Annotated in this window: 18 protein-coding genes and 1 pseudogene; 7 read left to right on the forward strand and 12 right to left on the reverse strand. The window is 49.5% G+C overall.

The features are described 5' to 3' along the window. Positions 1–60: 60 nt before the first annotated feature. From J7E78_RS13020 to J7E78_RS13070, 11 genes and pseudogenes are all read right to left on the reverse strand, one after another. Complete coding sequence (locus J7E78_RS13020) at positions 61–1,104, reverse strand: S66 family peptidase (protein ID WP_215076577.1); 1,044 nt, start codon at positions 1,102–1,104, stop codon at positions 61–63. Positions 1,105–1,198: 94 nt separating this feature from the next. Further along, positions 1,199–2,533: a DUF4179 domain-containing protein gene (locus J7E78_RS13025; protein WP_215076578.1), complete on the reverse strand. Its 1,335-nt coding sequence runs from the start codon at positions 2,531–2,533 to the stop codon at positions 1,199–1,201. Further along, positions 2,530–3,045 (reverse strand): sigma-70 family RNA polymerase sigma factor, encoded by a 516-nt coding sequence (locus tag J7E78_RS13030; RefSeq protein WP_311517248.1) that lies wholly within the window; start codon positions 3,043–3,045, stop codon positions 2,530–2,532. The genes J7E78_RS13025 and J7E78_RS13030 overlap by 4 nt, the downstream gene beginning before the upstream one ends. 378 nt (positions 3,046–3,423) lie before the next feature. Beyond that, on the reverse strand, positions 3,424–3,951 hold the full coding sequence (locus tag J7E78_RS13035; RefSeq protein WP_215076579.1) for an ankyrin repeat domain-containing protein: 528 nt from the start codon (positions 3,949–3,951) through the stop codon (positions 3,424–3,426). Positions 3,952–4,020: 69 nt separating this feature from the next. After that, the gene (locus J7E78_RS13040) at positions 4,021–4,884 is read right to left on the reverse strand and encodes a helix-turn-helix transcriptional regulator (RefSeq protein WP_311517249.1); all 864 of its coding nucleotides are present in this window, start codon (positions 4,882–4,884) and stop codon (positions 4,021–4,023) included. Positions 4,885–4,902: 18 nt separating this feature from the next. Continuing rightward, a complete protein-coding gene (locus tag J7E78_RS13045) occupies positions 4,903–5,304 on the reverse strand; it encodes an NUDIX domain-containing protein (RefSeq protein WP_311517259.1) in 402 nt (133 codons plus the stop codon). Positions 5,305–5,514: 210 nt separating this feature from the next. Beyond that, positions 5,515–6,003, reverse strand: a pseudogene (locus J7E78_RS13050) (GNAT family N-acetyltransferase); the annotation flags it as partial. A gap of 147 nt (positions 6,004–6,150) precedes the next feature. Then, entirely contained in the window at positions 6,151–6,561 is a 411-nt protein-coding gene (gene flgB / locus J7E78_RS13055) for a flagellar basal body rod protein FlgB (protein ID WP_215076581.1), read from the reverse strand. Between the two features lie 183 nt (positions 6,562–6,744). Beyond that, positions 6,745–7,560, reverse strand: a complete 816-nt coding sequence (gene speD, locus J7E78_RS13060) for an adenosylmethionine decarboxylase (RefSeq protein WP_215076582.1) — start codon at positions 7,558–7,560, stop codon at positions 6,745–6,747. A 167-nt stretch (positions 7,561–7,727) separates the two neighbouring features. Further along, positions 7,728–8,306: an SLOG family protein gene (locus tag J7E78_RS13065; protein ID WP_215076622.1), complete on the reverse strand. Its 579-nt coding sequence runs from the start codon at positions 8,304–8,306 to the stop codon at positions 7,728–7,730. A 63-nt stretch (positions 8,307–8,369) separates the two neighbouring features. Further along, positions 8,370–9,518 (reverse strand): RluA family pseudouridine synthase, encoded by a 1,149-nt coding sequence (locus tag J7E78_RS13070; protein WP_215076583.1) that lies wholly within the window; start codon positions 9,516–9,518, stop codon positions 8,370–8,372. A 189-nt stretch (positions 9,519–9,707) separates the two neighbouring features. On the opposite strand from J7E78_RS13070, the gene J7E78_RS13075 reads away from it, so the two are divergent. Next, a complete protein-coding gene (locus J7E78_RS13075; protein WP_215076584.1) occupies positions 9,708–10,115 on the forward strand; it encodes a hypothetical protein in 408 nt (135 codons plus the stop codon). Positions 10,116–10,340: 225 nt separating this feature from the next. Here the strand turns inward: J7E78_RS13075 and J7E78_RS13080 are convergent, their stop codons facing one another. Next, on the reverse strand, positions 10,341–11,051 hold the full coding sequence (locus J7E78_RS13080; protein WP_215076585.1) for a GT-D fold domain-containing glycosyltransferase: 711 nt from the start codon (positions 11,049–11,051) through the stop codon (positions 10,341–10,343). Between the two features lie 318 nt (positions 11,052–11,369). Between J7E78_RS13080 and J7E78_RS13085 the strand changes: the two genes are divergently transcribed. The 6 genes from J7E78_RS13085 to recQ all read left to right on the forward strand — a co-directional run bounded on the left by J7E78_RS13085 (position 11,370) and on the right by recQ (position 18,952). After that, entirely contained in the window at positions 11,370–12,059 is a 690-nt protein-coding gene (locus J7E78_RS13085) for a glycosyltransferase (protein ID WP_215076586.1), read from the forward strand. Positions 12,060–12,077: 18 nt separating this feature from the next. Then, positions 12,078–13,067, forward strand: a complete 990-nt coding sequence (locus tag J7E78_RS13090; protein ID WP_215076587.1) for an SDR family NAD(P)-dependent oxidoreductase — start codon at positions 12,078–12,080, stop codon at positions 13,065–13,067. Between the two features lie 34 nt (positions 13,068–13,101). Continuing rightward, positions 13,102–14,613, forward strand: a complete 1,512-nt coding sequence (locus J7E78_RS13095; protein WP_251035011.1) for a nucleotide sugar dehydrogenase — start codon at positions 13,102–13,104, stop codon at positions 14,611–14,613. Further along, complete coding sequence (locus tag J7E78_RS13100) at positions 14,600–15,346, forward strand: class I SAM-dependent methyltransferase (protein WP_215076588.1); 747 nt, start codon at positions 14,600–14,602, stop codon at positions 15,344–15,346. Before J7E78_RS13095 ends, J7E78_RS13100 begins: the two co-directional genes overlap by 14 nt. Positions 15,347–15,497: 151 nt before the next feature. After that, positions 15,498–16,628, forward strand: coding sequence for a glycosyltransferase family 2 protein (locus J7E78_RS13105; RefSeq protein ID WP_215076589.1), 1,131 nt, complete (start codon positions 15,498–15,500; stop codon positions 16,626–16,628). Positions 16,629–17,071: 443 nt separating this feature from the next. Continuing rightward, positions 17,072–18,952 carry a DNA helicase RecQ gene (gene recQ / locus J7E78_RS13110; protein WP_215076590.1) on the forward strand — a complete coding sequence of 627 codons (1,881 nt, stop codon included), beginning with the start codon at positions 17,072–17,074 and terminating at the stop codon, positions 18,950–18,952. Positions 18,953–18,983 lie beyond the last annotated feature (31 nt).

The raw sequence follows: 18,983 nt of genomic DNA on the forward strand, positions 1-18,983 counted from the left end.
CACAACCCTTCCTCAAAATAAGTTCTTACTTCAAGGTATGCATCTGCCTATAAAAGGTGATCACACAAACGCCATCTCAAGGCTCCCGCGTCCATTTTCATAAGTGACTTTGCCCAATGCTCCATTCACAAAGGTGAGCTGGGGCGGAATATGACCAAGATCCACATCGTACAGTACAGGGACATCCAGATCCCCAAGTGCAGAGGATAGGGCATCGGTGAAATTAAAATCCGCTGTATCGGAATAACCCGCAGGTCGGCCGAACATGAAGCCTTTTACGCCAGCAAACCAGCCGGCCTGTCTCATCTGCCACAGATGACGGTAGATATCCCCCGCACTCATCTCACAGCTTTCCAGATACCAGATGGCTCCTTCGACTGCACAGTATTGCTCCAGATACGATTGGACAGGTGCATACGGGGTGCCGATCAGACAGGTGATTGTATCCATACAACCGCCGATCAGCCGACCGGAGAAGGCCGCAGAGGTATCCGCATCTTCCGAGTGGCCGAGCTGTTTCCAGCGGGAAGGTGTATCCAGATTGAATCCAGGCAGTTCCATTTTCCATGCCGATTGATAATGCGTGGAAGACGATTGAGTGATCTGTCCGCCGTATTCGTTCTGTAACACATCAATCCAGCGCGCAGTCACGGGATCGAGGGCGTTTGATCTTAGATCCACATAATTGGTGCCATGTGCTGATGCAGTTCCGGTGATCAGGGTATATGCGAATAAAAAGGTACTGATATCCGAATATCCCATGACCCATTTGGGCGGCAATGTTTTCAAAGCTTCCCAATCCAGCAGGGGCAGGATATCCATCAGAAACTCCCCACCCCATGGAGGGATAATGGCTTGAATATTGGGATTGCGGAAAAATTCATTCATCTCTTCAGCGCGTTCCTCTTTAGAGGCACTCACACATTTGGTGTTGTGGCGGAGCGATGGGCTTTCCATCACGCCAAAACCAAGGCACTCCATATTGCGTTTGCTTTCCTCAAGATAATGGTGCAGAGATTCGCCTACACCGCTGGAAGGGGCTGCCACACCGATCATGTCCCCTTGCGCGAGTGGTTGCGGATAACGGATGGAACGGTTATTCATTGTGAAAACACCCTTTCCTGTGAACATTGCTCATCTTCATGAATATTTCCATTATATAGATTAATCCGATTATTGAAAGCTTGTTGAGTTTAGATTAAGGGTTCACAGGAATATCCAACGAGAAGGGGGACTTAATTTTCATCGGATAGGTGGAGATGTTCATCTTCACTTCCCCTTTTAACTTAGCTCCGTTTTCGATAGTAGAAGAAACAATCGTATGACTGTCATCCGTTCCCTCTCCACTACTCCAACTGGAGCCAGGAACTTCATATGATTTCCCTGCACTGTCTGTAACTTTCTTGAAAGTGAGAACGAACCCACCGTCCATCCTGCCAGCAACTGAGAAGTCAATAATTAGATCTTTGCCTTCGACCTTACTGCCTACCATCTTCAATCCAGGTGGGCCCCCTGTAATCCGGTGTGACTTCAGATCAAGGGTAAGATCCAGCTCATCTTTATCCAATCCGGAGAAGCCAGATCCCTGTAACGTCAGCTTTTTCGGTATGGAGAAGTACATGCTTTCGAAATAAATGGAACGTTCATCCTCACCTGTTGAGGTATCTGTTCTCCACGCGAGGCCTTGCTCATCGACCAGTTGAAGATCGCTGAGGCCAAATATCTTTTTGGTATTCTTTGGATCAAAATTCACATCAAGTACAAGACGGGTTGGATACAGAGTAGCCTGTTTCACATCAATACGCTGCCCATCCACCGTTAACGCCTGATTCACAGGGATGACTTTTTTCATGCCTTTGGTAAGATTCTTATCTACCGGGAACGTTATTTTCCACTTTTCTGCACTCGTTGTATCTTCGGACTTAAACACGACGCTCAGCTCTTCAGGAGGAGAGGTTCCATCCGTGAAGATCACGTCTATCATATTTTCATTCACATTCTCGTCTGGAGAAGGCTTTGGATAAGCGTAACTAAACGCAACAGGAAGATCTTTACCGTTCTCATCGAGCAAATCAATGTCATAGTTGAATTTTTCGGGATCTTTCATACCTTTCATCGTGTAAAAAATGACCATACGTGACTCGTCTGTGATAATGCCATCAATGGTCAAGGAAGTACCATCATGCTCGTCGGTGACGCCGACCTTCTGTAAGAGGGACTGATCAATCGCCATCATTAATCCTTTGTCTTGGCGAATCATACTCACAATGCCTTCCATTCCCGGCAACTGCTCCACGAAGGACGCAAAAGCGGGAGAGACACGGATACATCCGGTAAATAGCAGGATGAAGGCCGCTGCCGAGATGGAACTCATATACCAGCGCAGCCGGGACTTGCGTTTGCGGGCAGCCTGGCGGATTCCGGACTGAACAGCCTGATGGGCAGCATCCGGTACAGGGATGGTTTCATATTCCGTCTTGCGAGCGTTCAGCCGTTCTTCCAATGCGTCAAATGATTTTTGTTCATCCGTCATGAGGATGCATCTCCTTTCGTTTCAAGTTGATCACGGAGCTGTCCGAGTGCCCGATGTAATCGGGATTTTACGGTTCCGGTCGGGATTTCGAGAATATCGGCAACTTCAGTTAAGGAGAAACCTTCGAAATAACTCAGAATAATAATCTGTTTGCAATCCCGGTCAAGGGTGGATACAGCGGCAGCAAGATCGGGATCTGCAGGACGATCCCAACTGCTGGATTCATGAATCTCGGTGACGGGACTGAACCGACTTTTGCGTTTGCGTTCGTCCGCACAGTAGTTGAGCAGAATGCGGATGAGCCAAGTGCCGAAGTAGGAGGGCTCTTTTAATTTTTTGAGTTTACGGAACGCCCGGAAGGTTGATTCCTGAATCGCTTCGAGCGCATCGCCTTCATTGTGCAGGTAGGCATAGGCGATACGGTACAGTCGGCTCTGATGTAATTCCATTAACGCTGCAAAAGCCTCGGCATCCCCTTTTTGTGCGGCGATGGTGAGCTGAGTAGGGGTCACATGGCTCCTCCTTTCATGGATATGTTGAGTATTAGACCGTGTAAGGCGTCAAACGGTTCTTATTTCCTGAAAAAAATATGATGGATCGCGATTTCTATATAAGGTGAACTATATTTACACGATAACGTAGAGGACAGAAATAACCTGAAGAAGCGGAGCGTTCACCTTTGTAAAAGTGAATTAAAAAAATTTGGGGATAACAGCGATCGGAGGGTTGTTCTGTCATCGGAGTGGCAAGTGTAAATATTCTTTAGCTCAACTTATATAGCCTCCCGATAGAGGTATGTAATCGAACAACAAATAACCGTCAGACCTTCTCTTTGTACTCCAAAAAGAGTTCTGGCGGTTGTTCATGTTATTGTCCAATCTACCTAAACATTATTGCTGCTGAGCTGCAACGGCTGCTCGCAGACATGAAGCTGTAGACGTGTTACCACGTTCAAGTGCAATGTCCAGTGGGGTCTGACCCGCTGAGTTCAGCGCATGTGGATCTGCACCATGCTGGATTAACATCTCGATAAGTTCGATCTGATCCGTATGAAATGCTGCGGAGTGCAACGCATATTGTCCATCGCTGTCCAGAATACTCGTGGATGCCCCATGTTCGAGTAAAAGTTGGATAACTTCTGGCGAACGTTCTCCCGCAAGCGCGGCATGCAGTGCAGTATTGGACGGAATAAAGGAAATCTTGGAATGAGAAAGGGTGTTAACATCGGCTCCATGCTCCAGAAGAAGACGAACTGCTCCTGCTTGTCCATAATGAGAGGCATATCCCAGCGGAGTTAACCCATCCTGATTTTCAGTATTGGTGAGTTCCGGGTGAAAATTGAGCAATAATTGCAGGTTGGCCAAATCTCCAGACTGTGCAGCCTGAAATAGTTGATTAATCTGTTCTGCGTGATTCATAAAGGAATACCTCCATCTGATGAGATAATGTAATTATAGATATTCCTCTTCAGAGGTTCTTCTTCATAATCACCTTTTTGCCCGCAGCTGGGAAGGTGAGCTATGGAAGCGTCTAGTGAATAATGAACTGAACGAACCAAGGCTTTCGAAGCCCACATCATAACAGATATTGGTGACAGACCTGTCCGAATCTAGCAAAAGCCCCTTCGCAGCCAATAGTCTACATTCAGTCAGATAACGATGGGGTGAAGTACCAAACAACTTTTTATAACTGCGTAGAAAATGATTCACGGATAGTTGTGCAGCCGATGCTGTCTGTTCTAGCGTTAAAGGCTGATCATAGTAGGCGGAGATATACTCATGCCCGATATACACTCTTCGGTACAACTCTTCTCTGGTTGAACGTCTGATCATATCCAGTTCGTTGATCTCTTGCTGAACGTTACGGTGTAGATCCAGCATGTGAACAGCAAGCTGATGAAGCTGCTCCGCCATTGCCCAGGAATCCAGCGTGTCTTGACTGTACAAATTCCGCAAATGATTCAGGGCTGCGCCAAGTCGATTATCCATCGCGTATGTACGTTCTACCCACTCCATCTTGCTTGAGGGGGAATAACTATACGGCTCATCAAGTAGCCGAAGATCACTGCGAATTAAATTCCGCCCGATCTCTTCCACATAACCGGGAGGAAAGAAGATACAGAAGGATTCAACTGGAGTAGATGAATCAATGTGAAGACTATATTCCTGACCCTCATTCAGAAGCAGATAGTTCTCATTATTGACTGCGAAGTGACCGCGTCCCGCTTCATAGAGCGTTTTTCCGTTACGGAATGTTTTCAGTGATAGCGAGCTGCTGCCTTTCCAATCGAATTGAGAACTCGATTCATGCAGAATGAAGGGTACAGGATGAGGAAGAGGACTCTCCAACACTTGCAAGCACCTCCAAGCTTAATTCTGGTTATATAACTTCTTCACAGCTTCCAGCCCAGGCACGGCAAAGCAGGCGAGTGGAGAGGGCAGATCATTCAATGGAAACCAACCGATCTCACCGATGGCTCCGCCTTCTTCCAGATTACGAGCATGGCCGCCAATCACCTTGGTGGAATAGAGCACGGATATCCAATGTTCCTTCTGCTCTGGCTGGATCGTCTCCGCCGTACAGAGCAGACTGTCAATGGAGATATCCAGATTCACTTCCTCCTTGATTTCACGGATGACGGCAGCTTCCAATGATTCATAGGGATCTACTTTCCCGCCAGGAATACTCCAGGTGTGCTGTTCGGGCTGGCGATTCCGCCAGGCGAGAAGCACTTCGCCCCGTTCATTCAGGATGACCGCGCCTACGCCGATGCGAGGTGAAATGTCAGATTCACCTTTTGGAACAGAACTTAATTCCGACAGGGAGAGCGCAGCATGTTCATTCCCATTACGCTGTGAGATACTACTCGCGTCCATTTCCCCAGATTGAGGAGTGCGAGTAGACTGGAATGACAATGGAAGCCCAGACTGTACCGACCATTCTTCGGCAAGGATACTCATCGAGATCAGGTCGTAATGCAGGCCATCCCGCAAAACTGCAGAACGCTGGCGACCCTCTTCCCGGAATCCGGCTTTCAGGTATGCGCGTCTCGCGGCTTCATTGTATTCGATAACTTCCAGCGCAATCCGGTTCAGGTTCAATTCGTGGAAGCCATATCGAAGAATTAGAGCAAGAGCATCGCTGCCGTAACCTTTACCCCGATCATTTTCTTCGCCGATACCAATGGCCAGACGAGCGGAGCGATTGTTCCATTCAATCCGGTAGAGGGCTGTGAATCCAATGAATCGGTTACCCTCCAGTGTACGTAATGCGAATTCAAATCCGTTGTCTCGGCGGACAGAGGAGGACCCTGTCTCATCCGGCGTTAACGGGATCGCGATATCGGTATCCATGTTGCGCAAATATTCATAATCGTCTGTGAAGCGGGAGAGACGCATGCAATCTTCCGGGCATGGGGCCGCTAATCTGACTTTGGAACCTTGAAAACCATTTAAATGACGTGGAGACATGTTGCACCTCTTTTATTCGATATGTAATCATTCGTTTCTTCTCATTATACTACGAATAAGAGAGGATACCGAAAAATGGGACCAAACAGCGTACACTCAGGGGAAAAAGACAAAAAAAAGCAGCCATCATGGGCTGCTGTACATTCATTATTTCAAATCATTCAATAAATTTTTCATTTTTTTGTAATGTCCACTGACCCGATCGACCATGTAGTTATACATGAGCTGATTCTCCGAAAGATTTGCCATTTCCTTGTCAATATCAACGTTATTGTTGTTATTGTTCATGGATGTTTCATTGTTCTCCACAATCCGGTACTTCACAATTGAAGCATTGGGATCGCTAATAGGGAAGTGTTTTTCATGAGTCCGCTTCATGTTGAGCTGGTCTGATTTGCCATTCTCAACGATCCGTCTCAGCTCTTCCTGAAACTCTACCGTTTTCTTTTTGTAGTTGGGCGTGTCTGCATTAGCAATGTTATTGGTAATGGCACTGTGCTGTGCAGTAAGCGCTTGTAACAGTGATTCGTTACGTCTTGTCGTATTCGTTTCGATCACGGGCTCAGTCTCCTTCACTGTAGATTGTACAGTTACTTCTATAATAAGAAATAAAGTTGCACACTGTCAACATAACAAAGAAAAAGACAAGCACATGCTGGAGGTCCCCTGAATAGAAGAACCCTGCCTTCATGAAATCTTGTCTTAGACCTTGCCCATATGGATCAGTGTTGAACAACCTCTTTAAGAGGGACGATTCATATTTTTCCCGTAATAGATCTCATCCATCTCCAGCTTCAACCACTCCGTAATCTCCTGTTGTTCCTTCTTGCTGAGCTTATCCTTGGTGTACCCAAACAGATAATTGTCGAGATCGAATTCCCTCAGTTTACACTTGGTGTGAAAAATATTCTCCTGATAGACGTTCACGTCAATCATGTCAAAGCTGCTCTTGATCTCGTCTGGAATATAATTCTGAATGGAGCCGATCTCATGGTCAATGAACAGCTTGCGCCCGCTTGTATCCCGCGTGAAACCACGTACCCGGTAATCCATCGTCATAATGTCCGTATCGAATGAGTGGATCAGATAATTCAGCGCCTTGAGCGGTGAGATCTCACCGCAGGTGGAGACATCAATGTCCGCACGGAAGGTACTGATACCTTCACTAGGATGAAACTCAGGGTAGGTGTGCACAGTAATATGGCTTTTATCCAGCTGCATGACAACGTTATCAGGCAGAGGGCCGGGAGATTCATCGAGTGATTCTTCAGGGATCTCCACGATTGGACCTTCCGAGACAAGCATCGTAACACTCGCACCTTGAGGCACGTAATCCTGCTGGGCAACATTAAGAACGTGGGCTCCGATGATATCAGAGACGTTGTTCAGAATTTTACTCAGCCGGTCGGCGTTATATTGTTCATCGATATATTCAATGTAAGCTTCGCGTTCATCTTTGGTTTTGGTATAACAAATATCGTACATATTAAAGCTCAGCGACTTGGTCAGGTTGTTAAATCCATGCAGTTGAATGCGCTGTTCTGGCGTAATTGTCATGGTTGCAGTTCCCCTTATCCCATACGACATATCATCGCAGTTATAATACTACTTATACCCAACCTGCCTCGAAAAAAAACATATGTACGTCATTCGAAATGTTATTCACCTCTGATAATCGCCCTGCATGAATGGAGCTCTGACGAACGATACTGATCCACAAGGAATCAGTATGAAGAATCATCAAAGTCAATAACATCGTTCATGCGCTCATCCTCGGCTACAGACTGGATATCTTCTGAAGTCACACTGATGATTGTATAGTCCTCGTTCTGCTGTTTCTTCATGGCTTTTTCCTTGATAAAACGGGGGCTACCATCCCCGGCATCTTCGTCATAAACGAGCAGAAGCCCGTCGCTTTTACGTAGCAACAGGTCATCCCGTGCAGTGAACTGCCACGGCCCGATATAAGGTTGATTGCTAATCGCACCGTAATAGTCCACACCCGAGAGGATGGAACGGTAATACTCCTGCTTGTCTTCTTTCCATTGCTCCTCAGGGTTCTGAAAGGCAGTGATGATCGACAGTTTCAGATGTGGATACGTCTTCTTCAGATCAATTACCACTTCGCAGGCCCACAAATCCACACCATATTGTCCTGGCGTCAATACCCACTCCAGTCCATCCTCGACAAGAGGTGTGAGGCGGGATGAGATGGCTTTTTTGATAAAAGGGATACCTTCATGCTTCTGTCCAAAAATCTGCAATTCATGTGCACGGTAACCGGTAATTAACAGGTTTTTCAGGGGCCGTTCCTCCTTTCAGGCATGATCAATCCGTCATTCAGTCGATTCGCTATCAAGATGCAGTTATTTCGCGGGTGGAGCATCTGCACGGAACGGATACAGGAATGGCTTCGGAATATCCGTTTCGAATGACATTAACTCATCCGTTGTGGGATGAATAAACGAGAGTATACGTGCATGAAGTCCGAGACGGCCAAGGTCTCTCGTACGTGCGCCGTATTTTCTGTCACCAGCAATAGGATGTCCGAGATCTTCCATATGCACACGAATCTGATTTTTACGACCTGTCTCCAGACGCACTTCCAGCAGGGAGAACTCACGGTTCGACTTCAGACGTTTGTAATGTGTAATCGCATGTTGTCCATCATTCGGACGAGAGCTGGAGTACATTTTTAGCGTTTTGGTTTCCTTCAGCCAAGAAGAGATGGTGCCTTCTTCTTTGGCTACCGAACCTTCAACAAGGGCAACGTATACGCGGTCCTGCACATTTTCTTTCCAGTTGTTTTGCAGCTTCTGCTGCACCTCTTCACTTTTGGCAAACATCATCACACCGGACGTATCCCGATCCAGACGATGTACGACAAAAATCCGGTTCAGCGGATTGGTGCGGCGCACATGCTCTGTCAGTTGGCGATAAGCCGTCAGGTCATCTGTCTTGTCAGCAGCAATGGACAACAGTCCGGCTTCCTTGCGAATCACAATGATATCATCGTCTTCATGCAAAATGTTAATACCCGTCAAGGATGGAGCAGCGACTGCACCTTCTTTTCGAATGTAGACAATCTGACCTGGCGTCAGCGCCTCATTAAACTTGGTTACGACCTTCTGATCCACGGATACCTGTCCACGACCCAGAATGGACTTCACTGCGTTCCGTCCTGATTTCAAATGCTGCAACAGGAAGTTCAACAGTTCATCCGGTTCAGTCACTTTGTACTGGCGTGGTGGTTCCTGCTTGCGATAATAGGAATTGCCCGGGCGTTTGGATGCACTGGCATTTTTGGATTTGTTACCTCCAGCTTTCTTCGGTGCGGCCGATGATTTGGCAGCTAGTTGTTTTTTATTCTCCTCCGTATTGCGTGATGCGGAAGCTCCTGATGATTTTGCAGATGAGAAGTTAGACTTGCCTGACCGTGCTTTAGATGAACCTGCGTATGTTTTTCCCTTGGCCGTGGCTGATGTTTTGCCTGTTGGACGTTTGCGTTTATTCATGAATAGTAATCTCCTTCTGAACAGCCTGTACCGCTTGTGTGCATACGATCCGTTCATTTCGTTATGCAGTTCAATATACCACTAACAGTCGACAAATAAAAATAGGTTCATGGAATCTGCTATACATCCAATCCGAAGAGTTGTGAGATTCATAGGATATGTTATCCCATAGCATTGGAGGTGTTACTCATGGGCGTGTTTCTCGATATGAGAACTTCGATGAACTCGGGAACAGTTGGACAGCCCGGTTTGTCCCTGTCAGAATCGCCGACAGCGTTCGGCGCTATTGGTCTTCAGACGCAGGGAGTGGTGAACCCTATTATTACGTTGAACGGGACAGTAGGTGTTACGGGAGAACTGGGAGATACCTTTGTTGTTGAGCTTGTGCGGGGTTTTTTATATGATCCTTTCTATGTTATCTACCGTGCTGAAGGTACGATCGGACAGAACGGAGGTGCCGAATTTCATTCGTTCACAGCTCAGGATCTGTCTGCACCACCAGCACTGGAAAGTGTGTATACTTCGTTCATCTCGGGGGTGTCCACAGCAGTAAGAACCGGGCCGGAGATGTTATACGGTATTGCAGCCACCAAATAATGGTGAAGATCGTAATGTGAGAACAGCAACGTGCTTCGACATCGCTTTTCTTACGGCAGAGTTCGCTTTACAACCCAGAAATCCCAGAAGTACATGTCCATGTAGTGATATGGTTCGACTAGCGCTCAGCATGAACCCCCCGACTCCTTGAGCCGGGGGGTTCTGCCGTACAAGCATATGCATGTTTCGAATGCAACCGATTCAAAGTTGAAGGAGCCCTGAAAATCAGTTGGCACGTCCTTTCAGAATGATGTTGTTGGCTTTGCCAAAGTCGATGGCGACTTTACCAGCGAGTGCGGCTGTTCGCTCAGCAAGAACAACCGCGTTGACGCCGCAGGAGAAGAGAGCCACATCGAAGGTATCTTGATTCGTCTGAATCCACTCCAGCGTGTCCTGCATCTGATCATAGCTGTCGAAGGGCAGTGTAGTTACTATACTCAGATGATACGGTTCAGATATGAGTGTAGCACGCAGTGCCTCGATCTCACGGGTAACGAGAAGCACGCGTTTGCCTGCGAGCATCTGCCAGAAACGCGGGTTCTGCGCCAGCTCCCGATTGACACAGGCATGACAAGTCATTGGAGGCGAGATGCCAAAGTGTGCAAACACCATATCGGTCAAGGGTCTTTTGAGATAATCCGGAGCGTTAATGGTGCTGTCACCGCGGGGAAGAATGCCGACGATATCCGCACGTTGCAAGGAGGCCGCGACTTCATCCCGGAGCTGCGGGTTGGGCAGAGTCAATCCTTTTTGTCCTAGATTAGCCTTAATGGCCCAACGCTCCTGAAGAACCTGTTCCGTGCTCCACACCGTTTCCTGAGACATGACGATGTTCTCTCCATCGCCAACGCGTACAAGAGACAACGGTCGCTCTTCGAGCAGTGCCGCTTCAAGCTGATCAAGCACACCATCCATTTCAAGATAGATCGAATTCATTCGAGTGGTTGCCTCCTTTGAAAAATGAACTGCTCTATTCTATGTTGCGGCTGCAGAAATGATATGTACGTTCGACCCGCAGGGCACCATCTTCAGCTGTATATCAATCTATTTCGTTGAGAATCAGTGCATTCGTCCGTACCGCTTCTATTAACATTTCATACCTTATAGAGTCGGCAGGATTGGAAAGCTAGATCTGGATGGATTGTCAGCACCAGACAGCCGGAAGTTGTGTTTCGTATGAAAACGACTGTTGAAACTATGAAAATGGCAGGTATCCGCTGAAAGAAGATGGCAGAGTTCATGAGGAGGAATGTTATGTCCAGGAAAGTGGTTATAGAAATTAATTTCAACAATTATGGGCTCGACCCGCAGCGATTGACGAGAGAATGGCTGGAGCGGCGGATGAGCATTTTTCGCACATTTACATTGCACTGCCTCAAAGCTCAGACGAATCAGGATTTCCTGACGGTAGTGAAGTTATCCAAGGAATCGGGAGAAGTGATGCAGGAGATTCTCGCGGAACAGGAGCCACTGCCTGCAAACATTCGTTTTGGAACCCATATTGAGAGTGTGCGAGCGATTTTGGCATTTGCTGAAGGGGCGGAGCACATCTATATTGCCCGTCTGGATTCGGATGACCTGTATCACCGGACCTTTGTACAGCAGCTATATGATGTGCAACCACAGCCCGAGACGATGGCCCTGATTAATCAGAACGGTTATCTCTGGGATAGCGTGAACAACGAGATGGCACCTGCGTTTCATCGTTCTCCGCAATTCTACGTCTACCTGTATAAAACAGCGGAGTACGCATCCGGGTATCGGGTGAAGCTGCCGGGCCGAGGTACGCACGGCAATGTCATCGATCTGCCGCATGAGCTGCTGACGCCGCGCAATTACGTCAACATCGTGCATTCGAGCAATACTTCGGTCAAAAAGGTACCACCCAAAGACCGGTTAAGCCGCGAAGAGATGGCACAGGTATTACGCGAATTCATGATCTGATCAGGGAGGGGTATATGCATGATTAAAGGACAAACGATTCTGGTTACCGGGGGCACAGGCTCCTGGGGTCAAAAGCTGACCGAGGTGCTGCTGGAACAGGACCCGGCAGAGATTCGCCTCCTGTCACGTAACGAATATGCCCAGATTGCGATGCAACGAGAGTTCAACCATGACCCGCGTCTGCGATTCGTCATTGGGGATATTCGGGATTATCGGGCAGTGGAAGATGCGTGCAAAGGCGTGGATGTGCTCTTCCATCTGGCTGCGCTGAAGCATGTACCGGTCTGCGAGGATCAGCCGGATGAAGCGTTCAAGACCAATGTGATCGGGACGCAGAACATTATTCGGGCTGCGATCCGCATGCAGGTTCCCAAAGTCATTGATGTGTCCACCGATAAGGCGGTAGATCCGATTAACGTATACGGCATGACGAAGGCCCTGGGTGAGAAAATGATGATTCGTGCCAACTGGTTGAGCGAAGTCACTCGGTTTGTATGTATCCGCGGTGGCAATGTGCTGGGTACCAGCGGAAGTGTGGTGCCCTTGTTCCGTCGTCAGATTGATGAAGGCAAGAGCCCGACCATTACGGACAAAGGCATGTCCCGTTTTTTCTTGACGCGCACCGAAGCCATACATCTACTGCTTAAGGCGGCTGAGGCGGCTGTGGGCGGAGAGACTTTTGTGATGAAAATGAAAGCTTGCAAGATGACGGAACTAGCATCCGTCATGTTGGAACACGCCGGTCGTCCATCCTTCGATTATACGGTGACGGGAATACGTCCAGGCGAGAAATTGCATGAAGTGCTGATCTCGCCCTTTGAAGCACCGCGTACGTATCAATACGATGCTCAGTATTATGTGATCCTTCCGGAGCACAAGGACAAGAGCCTGACGGATCAGTACAGCAGTCTGCCTCGTGTGAACTTCTCCGAGTATCGCTCGGACAGTGCCATGATGAACAAACCAGCGATTGCCCGTTTCTTACGTGCAGGCGGCTATATCGATTAACCGAAGGGAGGCGGAGCGTTTGGAGGTGGAAGGAATGGAAGAGAAACATCAGCACGAGCAGCACGAAGGAAAAGAAGGGCCGCAGCAACATAATACACTTCAACACATCAATGACCGCTCCCTGAAGGCTGTTGTCATCGGTCTCGGTTATGTCGGTTTACCCATGGCCGTGGAGATGGCACAGGCAGGTTATCAGGTCCACGGGATTGACATCGATACCTCCAAGATAACCAAGCTGAACGCCGGGCATTCGTATGTCATCGGTATAGAAGATGATGTCCTGCGGTTTCTGATGCAGGCAGGATTGTTCACGGCAAGCACTGATTATGCAGCTGTGGCACAGGCGAATATCATTGTAATCTGTGTGCCTACCCCGTTGACTGTCGAGCATCAACCAGATATCTCGTTTATCTCGGCCGCGGTGGATGGTCTGACTCCGTATTTGCAGGAAAGCAGCCTGGTTATTCTGGAAAGCACGACCTATCCGGGCACGACGGAAGAACGCGTGAAACAACCGATTGAAGCGGCAAACGGCTGGCGAGCTGGAGAACAGTTCTACGTCTGTTATTCTCCGGAGCGGGTAGATCCGGGCAGTGTGCATTATGGTGTGAAAAATACCCCGAAGATCATTGGTGGCTCCACACCCGCTTGTCTGAATTATGGTAAACAATTCTACGGCTCGTTCCTCAATGAAGTTGTTCCGGTTAGTTCAACAACGGTAGCGGAGACGGCAAAGCTGTTCGAAAATACATTTCGCAGTGTCAATATTGCACTTGTGAATGAGTTGACCCCGGCCTGTGAACAGATGGGGGTAAACATCTGGGAAGTACTGAATGCGGCGGCAACGAAGCCGTTTGGTTATATGCCATTCTATCCGGGTCCCGGCATTGGTGGACATTGTATCCCAATCGATCCGATCTATCTGTCCTGGGCTGCAAATCGTCAGGGATCGGAGCTGCAATTCATTCAGCTGGCGGATGCAACCAATCGGCAAATGCCAGAGAGAGTGGTGAAGCGTGCCGCGGAGCTGCTGGAGCAGAAGGGTGTATCTGTGCGGGGAGCACGTGTTGTACTGGCGGGTATGGCTTATAAAAAAGACATTGATGACCTGCGCGAATCGCCAGCATTGGATGTCTTCCGGCTGCTGAGCGTAGCGGGTGCAGATGTGGTTTTCACCGATCCAATGGTGCCTGTCTTCCGCAAGGATGACGGTACAGTATTGCACTCTTGTCCAGCGGTGCCGGAATTATGGACAGGAGCTGATCTGGTGATCATCACCACGGATCATTCGGGATTCAATTATCAGGAGATGGCAGATCATGCAAAGCTGATATTCGATACACGCAATGCAACGGCCGGATGCCACGGGGGAAATATTGTGGTGCTGGGCATGCCTCTACGGCCTGAGGTGAAGGGAGTTCGCGAGCAACAAGAAATCGTAGCATGGGTAGGACAAAAAGAAGAGGCAGTCGAGGATAGTGCAGCTCACCATGAAGTTGCAATCGGTCCCGACGAGGATCAGGGAGATGCCCATGGCGAATCATGACCGGGTGAGTGAACGTTATTACGGCGAGATTAATTCGGAAGATTCTCATGAAGCGACGAGAACACGTATCCACTGGATGTGCCGTGAGGCGACAGGCAAACGTATCCTGGATGTCGGGTGCAGTCAGGGCATTACGTCCATTCTGCTGGCACGTGAAGGATTTCGTGTAACAGGGATCGATCTGGAAGAAGAAAGTGTGCGATATGCGCAAGCTGAGCTTGCCAAAGAGTCCAGGCCAGTCAGGAACAATGTGGTTTTTCGAATGCTGGATATTACGCAATGGAAAGTAAGGACTACCTTTGATACTGTGCTGCTTGGAGAAGTGCTGGAACATTTTGCTCATCCAGCGACGTTACTGATCCAGATTCATCGGCTGTTGCAAGAAGATGGGACGCTGGTTGTGACTGTGCCGTATGGGTATCACCCGTTCTATGACCACAAGCAAACGTTCTATGCGGGAAGCCTGGCGATAACCCTGATGCCGTATTTTGAAGTCTTGAAACTCGAAGTTCATCATAAATATCTATGTTGCGTGGCCCGCAAACGGCGGAATACACAGCTGCATATGTCGCCAACGTTGGATCAACTGATGGAGTGGATGGAGCTGGACCATGTTCATTTTGCCGAGGTGGAACAACAGCACCTCCGTGTCATGAAGCAGCGGAAGAAGGCACTGGACAGTGCGGTGGAGCAGGTGAAACGGCTGCGCCGTCAGGAGAACGAAGAAGGGTAGAAGCAACGTGACATGGATGGCAAACGTTGAGTTGTAGGGTTCGAGAAAGTAAGGTCACTACCATTAGAGTGGAAAGGGCTGGAACAAAGAACTAAGGAAGCAAAATTGTCATCCTATCGCAATACGCGTACGACAGGAAGGGGCTCAAAACGTGATCACCATCAGTCTGTGCATGATTGTGAAGAACGAGGAACGCATGCTGGCGCGCTGTCTGGACTCGGTCGCAGGCATTGCGGACGAGATCGTCATTGTGGATACCGGTTCATCGGATCGCACGATGGACATCGCTGCGCAGTATACCAATCAGGTCTACACGTATGAATGGAAGGAAGACTTTGCCGCAGCGCGGAATGAGTCATTCGCCAAAGCCACGCAGGAGTACATCCTGTGGCTGGATGCGGATGATGTGCTGCTGCCCGCGGAACGGGCGAAGCTTGCGGTGTTGAAGCAACAGCTGCCGTCTGGGGGGAAGACGGCAGCTGTGATCTTGAACTACACGCTGGCCGAGGGGGCGGAGGGAAGTCCGCTTGTGACGGACCGACGCCTTCGCCTGGTCAAGCGGGATGCCGGGTGCCGCTGGCATGGCCGGCTGCACGAGCAGCTTAGCTTCCCGCGGGGCGAGGTCATTACGGCAGACATTGCCGTTACGCATCGCCGCGAAGCGGGACATCATTCGGCGCGAAACGTGCGCATTCTGCGCAAATGGATCGCCGAAGAGGGCGTAGCCCAAGGTCGCCTGCTGTTCTATTATGCAGGCGAATGTTATGACCGCCAGCGTTATGCGGCGGCTGCACGCGGGTATGCGAAGCTGCTGGAGCAGCCAAGCGGTTACCGCGAGGATCGCCTGATTGCCTGCGCGCGGCTGGCGGAATGTTATGAACGACTGGGTGAGCCGGGCCGCAAGCTCGGCGCATTGCTGCAGTCGTTCCAGTATGATCTGCCACATGCCGACTTCTGCTGTGCCATTGCGGCCTGCTTCCATGAACGGCAGGAACCCGTCTCCGCGATCTACTGGTATATGCAGGCGGTGGACGTGAGCAGCCGCGATCCGGGCCTGCGCCCGGTGCCTATGGCTTGCCGTACCTGGCTGCCACATGCCCGTTTATCCCTTTGTTATGCTCATCTAGGCAACTGGGAACAGGCACTGATTCATAACACCAAAGCCCGTGAGTACTTGCCCAACGATCCCGGATTGCTTACCAATCGCCAGAAGCTCGAAGTTGTGGTACGCAAAGAGATGAAGGAGCGGGAAGAACGTGGTGAAGTGTCACCGCGTAAGTAGGGAGACGAACTGGGACAGATGAGGACAGAAGGGTTTGAAGCGGGAGTAGAAGATAGAGAAAATAAATTGAAGTAGAAGATTGCCAAAACAAACGGCTTATCTGAGTATGAAATTTAGTCACAGAAAGATGAGAAGTACAACCAGTACGAAACAGTCTCTGGAGGGTGTAGTAGATTGTCAAAATTAATGCAATCGTTTTGTCCAACTAGGGCAGGACGGTTGTTTTTATTTTAATGAAGAAGCTTCAAACGTTTTACAGTAAAACGCGGTTGCTCATTCGGGGCTGGGCCGTTAAACTAAAGGGAGCGGCGTTTGCTTGACGGACAAGTCATGAGAACGCCATTTTGTTGTCGAGGATGCGGTGGATGTGCCGCTTTCGGATGTCAGAATCGGATCGGACCAAGCTGGTGGAAAAACACCGGTGATAAGTAAGGAGTCTTTACATGAGTGTGCAAACACCTACTATTGAAGAAGCGCAGGGTCTCCTGCAAAAATATTATGGCTACCCCGACTTCCGTGAGGGACAGAAAAAGATTGTAGCCAGCCTGCTGGAACGCGAAGATACGCTCGGCATTATGCCAACTGGGGGCGGTAAGTCGATCTGTTATCAGATCCCCGCTCTGTTATATTCGGGTCTCACGCTAGTTGTCTCCCCGTTGATCTCATTGATGAAGGACCAGGTCGATGCGTTGACGACCGCTGGAATTGCTGCCGCGTACATTAATAGTACACTTAGCGGCAAAGAAGTGAATGAGCGCATCCGCGCGGCGCAGCGCGGTGAGCTGAAGCTGCTCTATGTCGCGCCTGAGCGGCTGGAGCTGGATTGGTTCCGCGATGAGATGGCGCAATTGCCCATCTCCTGCGTTGCCGTGGATGAGGCCCACTGTGTATCGCAGTGGGGGCATGATTTTCGGACAAGCTACCTGGCGGTAGCGCCGTTTGTGGATAGTTTGCCGGAGCGGCCGGTGGTTGCGGCCTTCACGGCTACAGCGACGCCTGAGGTCATGGGCGATATTCTGCGACTGCTGCGTTTGCAGGATCCGCAGACCTATGTGACCGGACTTGGGCGCGATAATCTGGCGTTTAGCGTGCTACGCGGCGAGAGTAAGAAGGACTTTGTTCTGAATTACGCGCGCGAGCATGCCAGTGAGCCTGGGATTGTGTACGCCGCGACCCGTAAGGACGTGGACGATCTGCATCAGCGTTTGTTGCAGGCGGGATTGCCTGCAGGACGCTACCATGCTGGCATGACGGACGATGAACGGTCCCAGAGCCAGGAAGCTTTTTTGTACGACGATATTCGGGTGATGGTGGCGACCAATGCGTTTGGGATGGGGATTGATAAATCGAACGTGCGTTACGTTATTCATAACAGCATGCCGAAGAATATGGAGGCATACGTACAGGAAGCCGGGCGTGCGGGACGCGACGGAGAACCAAGCCAGTGTATTCTGCTATTCGGGGCACAGGATATTATTACCCAAAAGTTCCTGATTGAGCAGAATCCGATGGACGGCGACCGCAAACAGAACGATTACCGGAAGCTGCAGCAGATGGTGGATTACTGTTACACGACGCGTTGTCTGCGCAGTGCGCAGCTGGATTATTTCGGTGAGGTGCATGATGATACACCTTGCGGTACTTGCAGTTCCTGCACGGACGACCGCGAGCTGGTAGACATGACGATTGATGCGCAGAAAATATTCAGCTGCATTCACCGCATGCGTGAACGATATGGTGTATCGCTGGTCGCTTCGGTGCTCAAAGGCTCCCGTGCCAAAAAAGTGCTCGATTACGGCTTCAACTCTCTGCCAACCTACGGCGTGATGGGTAATCGGACAGAGCGCGAGATATCGGAGATCATCAACGTGATGGTATCCGAAGGATATCTGATGCTGTCCGAGGGACAGTATCCGGTTGTGCGTCTGCAACCACTTGCGGTGGAAGTGCTCAAAGGCCAGCGTGAAGTGATGCAGCGTGTCGTCCGCAAAACAGCGGCGACGGCTTCGGGTACGAACTATGGCGGACGCCGCGGACGCGATGCGATGCCATCTGCGGTCAACGAGACGGTATTTGAACAGCTTCGTCTGATCCGGCGTGATCTGGCGGCGAAAGAGCATGTACCATCGTACATTATCTTTAATGATGCAACCCTGCGCGAGATGAGTGTGGTATGTCCACAGACAGAACATGACATGCTGGATATCAAAGGGGTCGGTGAGGTGAAGTACCGCAAGTACGGACTGCCGTTCCTGGAGTTTTTCCAGAAGCAATCGGGCGAAGAAGTGGATACGGATGATGATGTGTTTTACGAGTATGAGTAGGTATGAGCAGGTATAAATAAGTATGAGTGAG

The sequence above is a fragment of the Paenibacillus polymyxa genome (assembly GCF_018614975.1).
GTDB classification, from domain to species: Bacteria; Bacillota; Bacilli; order Paenibacillales; family Paenibacillaceae; genus Paenibacillus; species Paenibacillus polymyxa_E.